This window comes from Bacillus sp. LNXM12-1, assembly GCF_003004375.1.
In the GTDB taxonomy this organism is placed as follows: domain Bacteria; phylum Bacillota; class Bacilli; order Bacillales; family Bacillaceae; genus Bacillus.
Map to the genome: position 1 here is coordinate 93,590 of NZ_PVWX01000005.1, position 14,196 is coordinate 107,785.

The 14,196-nt window shown below is 41.8% G+C and carries 15 protein-coding genes; 8 read left to right on the top strand and 7 right to left on the bottom strand.

What is annotated here, in order from left to right; all coding sequences use genetic code 11:
• The first annotated feature begins 444 nt into the window (after positions 1–444).
• Positions 445–2,427 (top strand): lipoteichoic acid synthase, encoded by a 1,983-nt coding sequence (ltaS, locus tag C6Y07_RS17045; protein ID WP_034665184.1) that lies wholly within the window; start codon positions 445–447, stop codon positions 2,425–2,427.
• A 99-nt stretch (positions 2,428–2,526) separates the two neighbouring features.
• A complete protein-coding gene (locus C6Y07_RS17050; protein ID WP_060595763.1) occupies positions 2,527–3,114 on the top strand; it encodes a YjgB family protein in 588 nt (195 codons plus the stop codon).
• Between the two features lie 44 nt (positions 3,115–3,158).
• On the opposite strand, the gene C6Y07_RS17055 is transcribed toward C6Y07_RS17050, so the two are convergent.
• Positions 3,159–3,662, bottom strand: a complete 504-nt coding sequence (locus tag C6Y07_RS17055; RefSeq protein WP_060595762.1) for a DoxX family protein — start codon at positions 3,660–3,662, stop codon at positions 3,159–3,161.
• A 195-nt stretch (positions 3,663–3,857) separates the two neighbouring features.
• On the opposite strand from C6Y07_RS17055, the gene C6Y07_RS17060 reads away from it, so the two are divergent.
• On the top strand, positions 3,858–4,616 hold the full coding sequence (locus C6Y07_RS17060) for a DUF817 domain-containing protein (RefSeq protein ID WP_106061768.1): 759 nt from the start codon (positions 3,858–3,860) through the stop codon (positions 4,614–4,616).
• An 18-nt stretch (positions 4,617–4,634) separates the two neighbouring features.
• Here the strand turns inward: C6Y07_RS17060 and nagE are convergent, their stop codons facing one another.
• A complete protein-coding gene (gene nagE / locus C6Y07_RS17065) occupies positions 4,635–5,996 on the bottom strand; it encodes an N-acetylglucosamine-specific PTS transporter subunit IIBC (RefSeq protein WP_223250510.1) in 1,362 nt (453 codons plus the stop codon).
• Positions 5,997–6,187: 191 nt separating this feature from the next.
• On the opposite strand from nagE, the gene map reads away from it, so the two are divergent.
• The 3 genes from map to C6Y07_RS17075 all read left to right on the top strand — a co-directional run bounded on the left by map (position 6,188) and on the right by C6Y07_RS17075 (position 7,494).
• On the top strand, positions 6,188–6,937 hold the full coding sequence (gene map / locus C6Y07_RS17070) for a type I methionyl aminopeptidase (protein ID WP_044139748.1): 750 nt from the start codon (positions 6,188–6,190) through the stop codon (positions 6,935–6,937).
• 123 nt (positions 6,938–7,060) lie between these two features.
• Positions 7,061–7,222, top strand: coding sequence for a hypothetical protein (locus C6Y07_RS19140; protein ID WP_003214360.1), 162 nt, complete (start codon positions 7,061–7,063; stop codon positions 7,220–7,222).
• Positions 7,223–7,356: 134 nt separating this feature from the next.
• Positions 7,357–7,494, top strand: a complete 138-nt coding sequence (locus tag C6Y07_RS17075; RefSeq protein WP_003214303.1) for a YflJ family protein — start codon at positions 7,357–7,359, stop codon at positions 7,492–7,494.
• Between the two features lie 41 nt (positions 7,495–7,535).
• Here C6Y07_RS17075 and C6Y07_RS17080 read toward each other — a convergent pair whose 3' ends face one another.
• Entirely contained in the window at positions 7,536–8,186 is a 651-nt protein-coding gene (locus C6Y07_RS17080; protein WP_060595758.1) for an MOSC domain-containing protein, read from the bottom strand.
• A gap of 122 nt (positions 8,187–8,308) precedes the next feature.
• Here C6Y07_RS17080 and C6Y07_RS17085 point away from each other — a divergent pair, with 122 nt between their 5' ends.
• The gene (locus C6Y07_RS17085; RefSeq protein WP_034665208.1) at positions 8,309–8,578 is read left to right on the top strand and encodes an acylphosphatase; all 270 of its coding nucleotides are present in this window, start codon (positions 8,309–8,311) and stop codon (positions 8,576–8,578) included.
• A 19-nt stretch (positions 8,579–8,597) separates the two neighbouring features.
• Here C6Y07_RS17085 and C6Y07_RS17090 read toward each other — a convergent pair whose 3' ends face one another.
• Both C6Y07_RS17090 and C6Y07_RS17095 read right to left on the bottom strand, forming a co-directional pair.
• Complete coding sequence (locus C6Y07_RS17090; protein WP_066031173.1) at positions 8,598–9,704, bottom strand: nitric oxide synthase oxygenase; 1,107 nt, start codon at positions 9,702–9,704, stop codon at positions 8,598–8,600.
• 104 nt (positions 9,705–9,808) lie between these two features.
• Positions 9,809–10,366, bottom strand: coding sequence for a PadR family transcriptional regulator (locus tag C6Y07_RS17095; protein ID WP_034665213.1), 558 nt, complete (start codon positions 10,364–10,366; stop codon positions 9,809–9,811).
• A 112-nt stretch (positions 10,367–10,478) separates the two neighbouring features.
• On the opposite strand from C6Y07_RS17095, the gene C6Y07_RS17100 reads away from it, so the two are divergent.
• Positions 10,479–10,964 carry a phenolic acid decarboxylase gene (locus C6Y07_RS17100; RefSeq protein WP_106037184.1) on the top strand — a complete coding sequence of 162 codons (486 nt, stop codon included), beginning with the start codon at positions 10,479–10,481 and terminating at the stop codon, positions 10,962–10,964.
• A gap of 73 nt (positions 10,965–11,037) precedes the next feature.
• On the opposite strand, the gene C6Y07_RS17105 is transcribed toward C6Y07_RS17100, so the two are convergent.
• Both C6Y07_RS17105 and citM read right to left on the bottom strand, forming a co-directional pair.
• On the bottom strand, positions 11,038–12,669 hold the full coding sequence (locus tag C6Y07_RS17105; protein ID WP_106157088.1) for a M14 family metallopeptidase: 1,632 nt from the start codon (positions 12,667–12,669) through the stop codon (positions 11,038–11,040).
• Positions 12,670–12,848: 179 nt separating this feature from the next.
• Entirely contained in the window at positions 12,849–14,147 is a 1,299-nt protein-coding gene (citM, locus tag C6Y07_RS17110; RefSeq protein WP_034665220.1) for an Mg(2+)/citrate complex secondary transporter CitM, read from the bottom strand.
• Positions 14,148–14,196: the final 49 nt, after the last annotated feature.

Sequence of the window (14,196 nt, forward strand, 5' to 3'; positions counted from 1 at the left end):
TACAAAACACATCGAAAACATTATGTTGATGAAACAAAAAAATATATTGATATATCTCACCACAGGAAATTTCATCCATGTTCCTCCTCCATTCTTTTTCTCATTTTTTTTACTTAACCTGCATAAACATTAAGAAACACTGGAAATACTCTCTAAATCATCATTGTAGAAACCAAATTAATTCTTTAGGCTTGTGTCTTTTTACCCGTTTTATTGATATAACAACTGGAAAATTGCTGAATTTTCTGTTAATAATAGGATGAATTTCATAAAAAGTTTTTCGAAGAGCGAATAATTTCGTTTTCTTCCCTTTTATTGCTCGGACAGGCTGCTGACGCTCTTCTCCGGTTAACACTTTTCTATTTGAGCATTTCATGGTATATTCTAATGGTTCGTTTTCTTTCGTTCCGCCTCTTCCGTGTATCGGAGAAAAGGAGTGTTTTTATGAAAACATTTATTCAAAAACGAGGCCTCGGCTTCTTTGTTATTGCAGCCATCTTACTTTGGCTCAAAACGTATTCAGCGTATTTAATTGAATTTAAACTTGGTATATCAAATGTGCTTCAGCATATTTTGCTTTTCGTGAATCCTATTAGCTCCAGCTTGTTCTTTCTTGGCTTTGCTTTATTGTTCAAGAAAAAATGGCAGCCTGCCGCTATCATTGTGATTCATTTTTTCATGTCTTTTTTACTATACGCAAACATCGTGTACTATCGATTCTTCAATGACTTTATCACGCTGCCTACCGTGATGCAGGCAGGAACGAATGGCGGACAATTAGGTGATAGTGCATTTTCACTCATGCGTTGGACTGATATGTTTTACTTTATGGATACAATCATTTTGATCGTACTCGCAGTCCGCATGAAAAAGCAGCAGCAAACAAGTACAGCTACTGTACCTGTTCAAAAGTCAAAATCGTTTAGACTCGTCCTTGTGTCCTCTGTTGTGATCTTTGTGATGAACTTAGTCGCCGCAGAGATTGATCGACCAGAGCTTTTATCAAGATCGTTTGACCGCAATTATTTAGTTAAATATTTAGGTGCTTATAACTTTACTGTGTTTGATGCCATTCAAAATGTGAAATCAAACAGCCAGCGTGCTCTGGCAAATTCAAATGACGTGACAGATGTAGAGAACTATTTAAAAGCGAACAGCGCTGATCCTAACCCGGCGTATTACGGGAAAGCGAAAGGCATGAACGTGATCACCATTTCTCTTGAATCTCTGCAAAACTTTGTCATTGATTACAAAGTAAATGGAAAAGAAGTGACGCCATTCCTTAATTCATTGGCACACGACAACCAAACGTTTTACTTTGATAACTTCTTCCATCAAACAGGACAAGGAAAGACGTCTGATGCTGAATTTATGATGGATACTGGGCTATTCCCATTATCACAGGGCTCTGTTTTTATTAACAAAGCGCAAAACACGTATCAAGCACTTCCTGGCATCTTGAAGAAGGATCAATACACGTCAGCAGAATTCCACGGCAATACGAAAACCTTCTGGAACCGTAATGAAATGTTTAAGTCGTTTGGATATGACAGATTTTACGATTCTGAGTACTACGATATGAATGAGCAAGATACGAAGAACTATGGGCTGAAAGACAAACCTTTCTTCAAAGAATCCATGCCAATGCTCGAAAACTTGAAGCAGCCGTTTTATTCGAAATTCATTACGTTATCGAACCATTTCCCATTTGGAATGGATGAAGGTGATACCGATTTCGAACCTGGTGACTTCGGAGACTCTGTCGTCAATAACTATTTCCAATCGGCTCATTATTTAGATGAAGCCATTGAACAGTTCTTCAACGACTTGAAAAAATCAGGTCTCTATGACAATACAGTCGTCATTATGTACGGAGACCATTACGGCATTTCTGAAAATCACAATGAAGCGATGGAAAAAGTGACAGGACAAAAAATCGGAGATTATGAAAATGCGCAGCTCATGCGTGTGCCGCTCTTTATTCATGTACCAGGGGTAAAAGGCGGACAGATTCATAAATACTCTGGAGAAGTCGATATCGCACCAACCCTTCTGCACCTGCTCGGCGATGATACGAAGAACTATTTAATGTCTGGTTCTGATATCTTATCGAAGAACTTCAAAGAGCTTGTGCCATTTAGAAACGGTGACTTCGTCTCTAAGGACTACACAAAAGTAGGCAATAACTATTACAGCAACAAAACAGGCGAGAAAATTGAGCCGACTGATAAAGCATCACAAGAAAATGAAACGGTGAAAAAGATGCTGGAGACATCTGATAAGATCGTCACCGAAGATTTACTCCGTTTCTACAAGCCTAAAGGCTTTACACCGATTGACCGCAATCAATATGACTATACAAAGAAAGTACAGGATGAAGAAGATTCCTCTTCCGCCAAAGATGAATCTAGCTCTTCATCAAAATAACTTTCTCATTTTAAGAACCAGCCGATCCCTGATCAGCTGGTTCTTTTCACGTTTGACCGCTATTGCACCGGGTATAGAAAGAAGAAGGAGGGTTTTATCTTGAAAAAAACAACCGCTTTTGTCGTGACTGCTTCACTCGCTTCGTCCGCCCTAATTGGTTTCAGCCCTGCGGTCTCAGCACACGCCATGACCAAAACAGCAGTAGAACAATCCGTTCCTCAAGGTCCGAAAACCACATTAAACAACGTGTATGAGCTGGCACATAAAGGACAAATGCCGTACTATGCAGAAGGACTAAAAATTGGTGTTCAAACAAAAAAAGACGTTCATCATAAACTAGGAAATCCATATCCAGAAACAGGTCACAGCAGCTTTGATTTGTATCATGCTGAAATGGGGAATCCGGGATTTGCTTTTCATTATGATGCAAAAGGCAAAATTGACGAAATCCGTTATTTCGGTACAAATGTAGAAAAAGAAACAAATATCGGCGGGATGACCCCTTCCCTATTAAAGAAACAACTTGGACCAGCGGATTCGGTCAGCACCATCCCTCAGACAAAAGAGAAAAAATACGTGTATCGAACTGGAGATTATGAGCTTGAATTTATCGTCGGCCATGACCCAGATATAAATCAGCATAAACTCACCGTCCTGCATATTAACCTGATGAAAGCCGATTCCTAAATAAAAAAGCATCCTGAGCAGAAGCTGAGGATGCTTTTTCTTTATTATGAAGCCACTTCTAAATGCGGCTTTCTTTTCATTGTTCGTTTCAAGACTGGACCTGCGACATAATCAAGTCCAAATTTGCCTGCATTCCCTTTCGCTGCCATGATGACGATGGCAATGAGCAAGAGAAGCGGGTTGACAGAGACGGTACCAGCTAGTAAGAAAGAGACATTCATCACGCTTCCGAAAAAGGCTGCGGTTGTTGTGAACAATCCAACGATTAATCCTAGACCTACTAAGATTTCTCCCCACATGACCATGACACTGAATAGTCCCGCATTCGGCAAAGCGACATTTTCTAAAAACCATACATAGAACGGATACACTAGATGGCCATCTTTGACAACAGGTTCAGCTATCGCAAATTGTAAATATCCTGATGCATCGAATCCGCCTGTTAGTTTTCCTATACCAGATGTCAGCCAAGTCCATCCGATATAAAGTCTTGCTGCCAAAAGGATAACCGCTGCCCATACATTCGTTTGTAAGAATTTTGTAAACATGATGATGCCTCCTTTTAATTTATGTGAAATATTTCACATTCTCTTTATGATCTTATTATACTATGCCGTTTCTAATTTGTGATCTTTTTCACATATATATTCACAAATTGTTCATGAATATCTATGTGAGGTAAACTTTTCCCTTGCTAAAACCGTCTAAGTCATTTCAGACAATAAGAAGGGGTTTAACTTTGTATGAAAACATTATTCCATTTTGCTTACTTACAGGCGATGTCGTGTCTATTCCCTGTCATGATCTTTGCGGCGCTTGTCCTATCAAAGATGGTGGCTATTCCTTTTCTTCACCGGTATGATTTCATTCTACTGCTTTGCCTCCTGGCACAGATTCTCATGCTGACGCTTCGGCTGGAGACATTGAATGAACTGAAGGTGATTTGTCTATTTCACCTCATTGGAATTGGCTTAGAAATGTATAAAGTACATATGGGTTCTTGGTCCTATCCTGAAGAAGCTTATACGAAGGTCTTTGGGGTTCCGCTCTATAGCGGGTTTATGTATGCGAGTGTAGCAAGCTATATTTATCAGGCACTGTCCCGGCTTCAAGTGCAGATGGCTTCATGGCCCCATCCGTTTTTTTCAATCGGGATCAGTTTGTGCATTTATCTCAATTTCTTTACGCATCATTGGTTCTATGATCTCAGGTGGTGGCTGACATTGCTGCTTGTTGTCGTGTTTCGAAAAACGTCCGTCTCGTTTCAGGTTGGCTCTTCTACCTTTCGAATGCCGCTTGTCGTCTCATTTCTGCTGATTGGTTTCTTCATTTGGATTGCCGAAAATGTCACCACCTTTTTAGGAGCATGGCAATATCCAAATCAACAGCACGCTTGGTCTCTCGTACATCTTGGGAAAATCAGTTCTTGGTTTTTACTTGTTGTCATCAGTATTGTGCTGGTGATCGAACAGCGCAAACAAAAAAACGTTCAGCCCATTTGACCTGGCTGAACGCTTTTTTCAATCTCGATCGACTTCCTTGCGGAGATCATCTGCGACAAATTCTACATTCGTTCCAATGATGATTTGTACGGAGGTTTTCCCTGAAGTCAGTACCCCTTTGGCACCTGCTTTTTTCAATGTGCCTTCATTTAATAAATGTGTATCTTCTACTGTTAAACGTAGACGAGTGGCACAATGATCAATCGTGGTGATATTGTCTTTGCCGCCAAGTCCCTCTACAAGCATACTCGCACCTGCCGTCTTCGTATCATCGGCTGCAATATCTTCAATGTCATCATCTTCCCTGCCTGGTGTTTTGAGCTTTAACAGTTTAATGAGGAAATAGAAAACGACAAAGTACACAATGCCATAAAGCACCCCAACTCCGAGCAGCATGAGTGGTTTTTGTGCGATGCCAAAGCTTAAAACGTAATCAATCGCTCCTGCTGAAAAGGCGAAGCCGCTATGAATTCCAATGGTGTTCACAATAAAGAGCGAAAGACCTGTTAGCACAGCATGGACACCATATAAGAGTGGAGATAAAAACATAAATGAAAATTCAATTGGTTCAGTGATCCCTGTAATAAATGACGTAAGCGCCATCCCAATCATCAAGCCAGCTGTAGCTTTTCGCTTTTCAGGCTTTGCGGTCACAACCATGGCTAGACATGCCGCTGGCAGACCGAACATCATCACTGGGAAGAACCCGGTCATAAAGACACCCGCACTTGGATCTCCTTTAAAGAATCGCGCTAAATCCCCTGTTGCCCCGCTGAATTCCCCGAATTGAAACCAAAATAAGTTATTCAGCACATGATGAAGCCCTAATGGAATGAGCAATCGGTTAAAGAAACCAAACAGCCCTGCACCCGTCGCACCAAGACTTAAAATCCATTCCCCTAAACCATTGATCCCGCTTTGAATCGGAGGCCAGACATATCCGAAAACGGCTGCTAATAGAATGGTGAAAAGTGCGGTCATAATCGGCACAAGCCGTCTTCCGCTAAAGAACCCTAAGTATTCCGGCAGTTTTGTATCCTTGAAGCGATTGTACACATACCCTGCCAATAGCCCGCATAAAATACCGCCCAATACCCCCATATTGTTCGTTGAGTTAATCGACGTTGTACCAGCTGATAAAATAAAATAAGAGATCGCACCTGATAATGCCGCTGCCCCATTACCATCCTTTGCAATGCCGATCGCTATACCCATTGCAAAAATTAAAGCCAAGTTTGCAAAAATAGCATTCCCTGCCGCATGAATAAACGGGATATCGAATACATCCTCCCGCCCAATAGCCAAAATAATCCCTGCTGCCGGAAGCACAGCGATTGGAAGCATAAATGATTTGCCTAGCTTTTGAAAAAACTGAAACACCATTTGCCTTCTCCCCCTTTGTCTTCATCATGACCAAACGTTCATGATGTTCATAAAAAATATATCATATGCACATCTAGTTATCTATACCAATTTGTCCACATTCATTTGACATTCCGCTCTTTACTCTTTTCGCGTAAAATGTGGTAAGCTATTGAATAGAATGAAGTTATAGAAAGCGGGAATGAACAGTGATTGTCAAACATGATCATGAGTTAGAAGCCTTAAAAAAAGTCGGTCGAATTGTCGCTTTGGCAAGAGAAGAAATGAAAAGCCAAGCGAAACCAGGCATGTCTACAAAAGAATTAGATTTGATTGGAAAAAAAATATTAGAAGAGCATGGGGCCAATTCGGCGCCTGAAAAGGAATATGACTTCCCTGGGACGACTTGTATCAGCGTGAACGATGAAGTTGCACACGGTATTCCAAGTGAAAAAACCATTTTACAAGAGGGCGACCTCATCAATATTGATATCTCAGCAGAGCTGGACGGCTATTATTCCGATACCGGCATTTCATTCGTATTAGGTACAGGTGATGCTCGTCTTGAAGCATTATGCCAGTGTGCAGAGGATGCGTTCCTCGAAGGATTAAAGCATGCAAAGGCCGGTAAAAGACAAAATCAAATTGGCCGTGCAGTCTACAATACAGCCAAAGAACAAGGATTTACCGTCATTAAAAACCTAACAGGACACGGCATCGGGAAAAGTCTGCATGAAGCACCCAACCATATTTTGAACTATTATGATCCATTCGATAATGCTTTGTTTAAGAATGGCACAGTGATCGCCTTCGAACCTTTTATTTCAACAAATGCTGAATCGATTTATCAGACTGATGACGGCTGGACATTTAAAACACCAGATAAAAGCCTAGTGGCACAGATTGAACATACTATTGTGATCACAAAAGACGAACCCATTATTTTAACGAAGCTGTAAGCCAGCAGGTCCCCTTCTTCACTGGAGGGGTTTTTTTCGTTTCCCTTTCACGAATCTGTCACGACTAAACAAAAATGCCTGTGGTAAAATAGGCAAAGATATGCGAAAGGGGTCTTATTTGATATGTGGTTCATCATCATAGGAGTTATCTTTTTGATAGAAAGTATCATCTTAACGGTTGTAGGTATTAAGAAAAAACAATCCATGATGACTTATCTTGGTATTGTCATCATGATTATGACGGTCGGCATGATCATCGTTACCCTCAACCCGCCAAATTCATAAATGATTATTTCCAGCATATACATGGATCATAGGCAGATAGAATCAGTTTTCATTTCTTAACCCCTGCACACTTTTCACGTCCTTTTTTGAGATGTTACAATGCAGGCAGTTTCAATTGAAAGGAGTTTTCTATCATGCATTATGGTAGCAAAGGCTGGTATGTCGAAGAATTAAAGAAGCTTGGTGTGACCAAGCATGAAGGAAGAAAGCTTCAAAGCTTAAAAACATATTTCCTTGCAAATCTTCTTGAGCAAAAGAAACCTAGCTCATAAACGCTTAAAGCCGTACATCAGTATAAGATGTACGGCTTTTTTTAAATGTGCTGAACTCGTTTTTCTAAAGACTTCCTCACCACATCTGCTAAGGCATCTACTTCAAGAACGGCTTTCAGCCTCTCTGGACTTGTTTGACGATATTTGACTTCGTTCACTTCATGGACTGTAATGTGATGGGGCGCTTTTTCTACTAATACAAGAGAACCATCAGGCGGCACTATGCCTTCTTTCAGCACCCGTAAATAAAAGCCGGTATACCCCGTTTGCTGTACTTCCTTGACAAGCTTCATGTTAGCGTGCTTAAAAGATAGTTTCACACACGGCTGTCTTGGCTGGCTCACTTCAACAAGTGCTTCTCCAAGTTGAAAGACATCGCCAATACGCACCTTCGTCTCGACTAGCTTGCGCACTGTCAGATTTTCGCCAAACGCAGCTTCCTGTAATGTAACCCCTAAAAATTGCTCGAAGTAAGCATAATGATCATATGGAAAGACGCAGACTGCTTTATCATATCCTCCATGATGAACCAAATCACCTTGGCCATCTCCCTCAAAATTGACCTTACTCAAATACACAGGCTCATGAATACGCTTTTTGTTGATGGCTGTTTTGATTTCTTTTCCGTTCGCATAGGTCGTGATGGGTTGTCCTACTTGGATTCCTACTATGTCATATCTCTTCTGTCCCACGATGACCATCTCCTTTGGTTGTCTCATGCCTATTATTTTACATCGTTAGACAATTAAATCATAGTCGATGCGTGAAGGTCAGTTACATGCTATGGTACGATGAGAAAAAAGGAGAGATGACATTGATTCATTATCATGCCATTGTCGCAGGACGGGTGCAGGGAGTCGGTTTTCGCTATTTTGTTCAAGGAGAAGCCGTCAATCGCGGGATGAAAGGCTGGGTACGCAACACAGATGAAGGTCATGTCGAGTTAAAGGTAGAGGGTGAGCAGCAAAAGGTGCTTGATTTCTTAAAGACCGTTCGAAAAGGAAGCCCTTTTTCAAAGGTCACAGATATGCAGATGGAGCCGCTCACTGAGTTAGCTCATTATAAGGATTTTCGAATAAGGTAATCAAAAAACCTAGCTCTCGCTAGGCTTTTTCTGTCCCATGGTAGGGCTTTTCCTGATAAAAATAATTCGGCTTCACAATGGTATTGTCGTAATGCTTGTGGAAGATGTGGGTAGCAGCTGGTGATACTGGCGGAATCAGCCATGTCCAGTCCCCAGTCAGCTTGCGGTCAGCCTTTTCTTCCTGCTTTTCAAACTGTTTGAATTGATGTGCTGCTGTATGGTGATCAACAATGGTCACCCCTGCTTCTCGGTAAGAATGGAGAACCGCCACATTCAACTCAACAATGGCTTTGTCCTTCCAAAGCGACGCATTCTTTGTCGTGTCCATTCCTAAAATAGAAGCAACTTTTTTCAACATATTGTAGCGATTTTCATCGGCTAGGTTACGTGCGCCAATTTCTGTACCCATATACCATCCGTTAAACGGTGCCGCATTGTAATGAATACCGCCAATCTCTAATTTCATATCAGCAATAATCGGAACGGCGTACCATTTCAATCCTAAATCACGAAATCCTTCATATTCAGGATGGGTAATCTCGACTTCTTGGACGATTTCTTTCGGAAGCTCATACAGAACTGGCGGCTGATCCTTTAGCTGAAACATGAGAGGCAGTATATCAAAATGCGTGCCTTCCCCTTTCCAGCCATGGGCTTCACACAACGTTGTTAATTCAAGAGATGCCTCGTCGCCGATGATGCCATACTCCGTCTCATAGCCTGCATAACGAACGAGCTGATGATTATAAATGACGACTTCCTTTTGCGAATGATTTTCTGGAGGAAAGATCGTAATGGATGGTTTGATTTTCCCACCATTTGTCGCATACTCAATATGATGAAAGAGTGCCTCTTTCACCTCTTCTTCTGTCTTCACATGCCGGCAGTCGTGAACTTGCAGGGTTGACCAAAACAAACGGCCAATGCAGCGGTTGCTGTTGCGCCACGCCATTTTCGCCCCGTGCGCCAATTCCTCTTGTGTGTGAGTATACATCCCTTCAGAGTCAATTTCTTGTTTTATTTCATGCAGACGTGCTGCTTTCTCTTCATTTGACTTGCTTAATTCTTCATAGCATAAAGAAATAAAAGCTTCTGCTTCATTCCACAACGCTTCTTGATTACTCAAACATACTCGCCTCACTTTAATACGAATATATCCATTGTAGCGGTTTCTATTAATAAATTCACTGGTTTCAAACCATTTTTTATCATATCATCCGACCATTGTCCTTAGAGCGCGGATGAATCAATCCGTTTAAGGGTCTGCTCGAGCCAGCGGACATAGCCTTTTTCTCTTTCAATTGCCCTTGTCAGCACTAAGTAATGCCCAAATTGCGCTGAATGAAGCGATTCAGCGGCAGGGTCTTCCTCCGTTAAAGCGTGCAGCTTCTGTTCTAGCATGTCTATTTTTTTGGTGCGCTCTAGCAGTTGATGTGTAAACAAGTCAGCCGCTTCTTTGTTGTCCATGGAAGAGATGAAAAATGTTTTGAGCATGAATTCATCCTTTGTTGTTTCTGGTATCGGGTCTTTTGTCCTTAACCACTGATGCAATTCTGCTTTCCCTGCCTCTGTGATTTGATAGACCTTCTTCTCCAGCTTCTTTCCTTGTATACGAATATCAAATTCAATAAACCCTTCTTCTGTGAGACGCTTCAGCTCAGGGTAAATTTGGCTGTGCTTCGCGCTCCAAAACTGTCCAAGGGAATCCTTAAAATGTTTGGTTATATCATATCCCGTCAGCTCACACTGATCTAGTAAACCAAGAATGGCATATTTTAAAACTCTCATAATGTGCCTCCAACGCTTATTCTTTGACAATAGTATACCATAGACTTTAAAATAAACATGTAAATCATGACATGTTTGAAATAACATCATTCTAATGAAAGAAGGAATAAACATGGATCAATTCGTTGGACTTCATATGATTTATACGTATGAAAATGGCTGGGAATATGAGATTTACATTAAAAACGATCACACCATTGATTACCGCATTCATAGCGGAATGGTTGGAGGCCGCTGGGTCCGTGATCAAGAAGTGAATATTGTGAAGCTGACAAAAGGCGTTTACAAAGTTTCTTGGACAGAACCAACTGGGACAGACGTCTCTCTGAACTTTATGCCTGAAGAAAAACGCATGCATGGCGTCATCTTCTTCCCAAAATGGGTGCATGAACGTCCAGATATCACAGTTTGCTATCAAAATGACTATATCGATCTCATGAAAGAATCTCGTGAAAAATACGAAACCTATCCAAAATATGTTGTTCCAGAATTTGCGGACATTACGTATATCCATCATGCAGGTGTAAATGACGAAACCATTATCGCCGAAGCACCATATGAAGGCATGGCTGATGAAATACGAGCTGGACGAAAATAAAAAAGCAGCACGCACTGTGCCGCTTCTAGATTGTAGACAAAGGGCTAAAATGATGTTTATTTTAGCCCTTTTTTTATTTAATGCCTAACGTCTTTTGAGATAGCAAGAACCGGTACACTGGCAGTTCATCGCCCACTTTTGAAGCAATAAACCCAGATGACATATAGCTGTCTTTTGATTCTGGTTCAAGGGCAAGTGACAATAAATTCGTTTGCGGCTGCGCCGTGATATATACCTTTGTCCCTTTTGGCAGCTGACGTTTCTTTTGGGTGAGTTTTGTTTCAAGCTGAATATCTGTTTTGCTCTTTTCGTCTCGTTTTGTTACTTGATAGGCTTGTACCGGTACTTTCACGCCGACAGGCAATGTGACACTTTTTAACCCTAAAGTTTGTAGCTTCCGTTCTACCCCTTCATGCCCAGGTAAAACGAGATAAGCTGTCGGTCGTTCTCTCGACATGACAGGAACAGCATCGCTCGCACTGTGAAAGCGTACAGGGACATTGATGGTCTGTCCTTTTTCAATATCCACCATTTCAAGCGAATCATCCACAGGCGCTTTGAAATCATCTTGAATAACCACTTGATCGTCATCATTTGATTGAAGTCCTTTTTTCACTAGCTTCAGTCGCTCCGTCACCATTTGCTGCTTCACCTGCTTAGCATGCTTCACCGTTGTTTCAATGATTTTTTCATGTGTGGTGACTTGTGCTGCGACGCGGCGGGTAAAATCCTCTCTTCCAATTCCAATCCCTCTGCTTTCTACAAGAAAGGATAGCGCTGGCGAGAGCGCCAAGGCATTTCGGCCAATTCGTGCATCCGTTCCGCCTTCATAGAGATCGATCTTTCCATCCTTTCCTCTTGTGCTTGTATAATATAAATCATTCGAAAATCCTTGATTTGTCAGCGTTTCACGGACGCCGCTCACATATAATTCATTTGACGTGAGCCGGATGCTTTCTGGAATATTCAAGTTCTTGCCTGATAATATCAGTAAATCGTGATATTTGAGGGCACCCGCTGAGCCGATATCATCAAACTGCTTTTGTCCCACATCGTATTCATGGGCATCAATGACTACTTCTGGTGCATACCGATTAAATTCTTGATGCAGGGCTGTGAGCTCTGGAGATTCTAATGTCATATGATCACGGTTTCCATCCGTTCCGTTTGCAAGCCTGCGGTCAAACGCATAAGAACCATCAGGATTGATTCTCGGGACAATGATCATATTCACATGATTGAGTATACGCTCTCCTTGTTCACCTGCTAATCGTTTTGCGATGACGAGAGCAGATTCACCGGAGGCTGGTTCATTTCCGTGTATTTGTGCTTGAAGCCAGATCGTTGGCTTTTTTGAAAGTGGAGAGATATGACGATCCTTTGTAAAGTAGAGAGCTGAAATGGACCGTCCTTCAATGGATGTTCCAATCTGTTTCTGCGTAGCGTAAGGACTTTTGCGGACAATATCACGTAAGAATTCTTGAAGCTCTTCTTGTGTCGTAAAGGCTTCTCCTTTTTTCTGAAAGGCAGGGGTGTCGAACGTCTCGTCAGGTTCAGGGTATAGCTTCTTCACTGAGGCCGGCTGTTCATAACTCTTTCCAAAATAAGGGGTATCTGCATGAGCTGAAGCTGGGCTCACCATCGACAAACTTCCTGCTATGAGGCATACAGCAGTAAAAAGAATCGTGCCTTTTCGGTTGGACATGCTATCCTCTCCCTTCGTTGATTTGCATTATAAAGAAAAAAACAGTAAAAGTGTCAGTATTTTTCAAAAATATATCTTTTGGAGGAACAAGAGTGTCTTTGTATAGGGCAAATGAATCGAGCCTGCTCGGCAATATGACCTAAAAAAAGTGCCTGCTCAAGTAGCAGACACTCTTTTATTTACCAAATGGAGATGGCCCCAATAAGTATCGACATGACCGTCATGGCGACGACTGCAAGTACAGCCCATTTCATGCCAAACTTCTGATGCTGATCCAGTGATACCCCAACAAGTCCAACAAGTAAATGAGTCGATGGAACAAGTGGGCTTAGCATATGAATCGGCTGACCAATAATAGAAGCTCTCGCGATTTCGATTTTATCAACACCGTATGCTGCCGCTGTTTCTGATAGGATCGGCAGGACCCCATAAAAGTATGCATCATTCGGCATAAAGAACGTAAATATCCCGCTCGTTAACGCAACAATGACTGGAATGAAGCCGCCAAGCTGCTCTGGAATGGCAGATACAATCGAAATCGCCATTTCATCGACCATTTTCGTTCCAGTTAAGATGCCTGTAAAAACCCCTGCCGCAAAAATCATGGAAGCAATGGCTAAGACGTTGGTTGAATGAGCCGCAATCCGTTCACGCTGCTGTTCAAGGTTCGGATAGTTCACGATAATCGCCACACAGAAAGCAAGAACAAATAGAACCGTTAAGCTGACTTTTCCTGAGACAAGAAGGAGCACCAATAACAACGTAAGCGTCAAGTTAAACCACCAAAGTTTCGGCCGCTTGATGTCATCCTGTAGTGCCGCTGCCATTTCATTTGCATGAATCGGCTGGTCGAGCTCAATGACACCAAGACGTTTTCTTTCAGACTTCCCAAGAAAGTATGCCACCACAATCATGCTCAAAACCCCTGCACCAATGACTGGAATCATCGGGCCAAATAAAAGTGAAGGATCAACGCCAAGTGCACTCGCCGCTCTAGGTGTGGCACCTCCCCATGGAATCGTATTCATAATCCCCATGCCAACTCCGGCAATCCCCGCTAAAATAATCGGACGGATGCCAAGCAGCGTAAATAACGGAAGCATCGCTGTTGTTGTAATCATGTACGTTGTTGTCCCGTCACCATCAAGTGCAACAAGCATGGTCAGGACAGCTGTTCCGACGACAATTTTTAATGGATCACCTTTGACAATGTTTAAAATTTTCGCCACCATTGGATCAAATAAACCAGCATCAATCATAATGCCAAAGTACAAAATCGCAAACATAATCATGACCGCTGTCGGCGCGACTTGCTGCACACCTTTGACAATCATGTCTGAAATTTCAGTAAAATGAAAACCTGCAATAAGAGCAAATGCAATTGGTGTTAACACCAATGCCGTTAAAACAGACATACGTTTCGTCATAATCAAAACCATAAATACAACCATCATAAGAAATCCTAATATTGCTAACACTTTGTTCACCCCTTATGTTGTATACGCTTTCATTAAATGTTGGTATCCC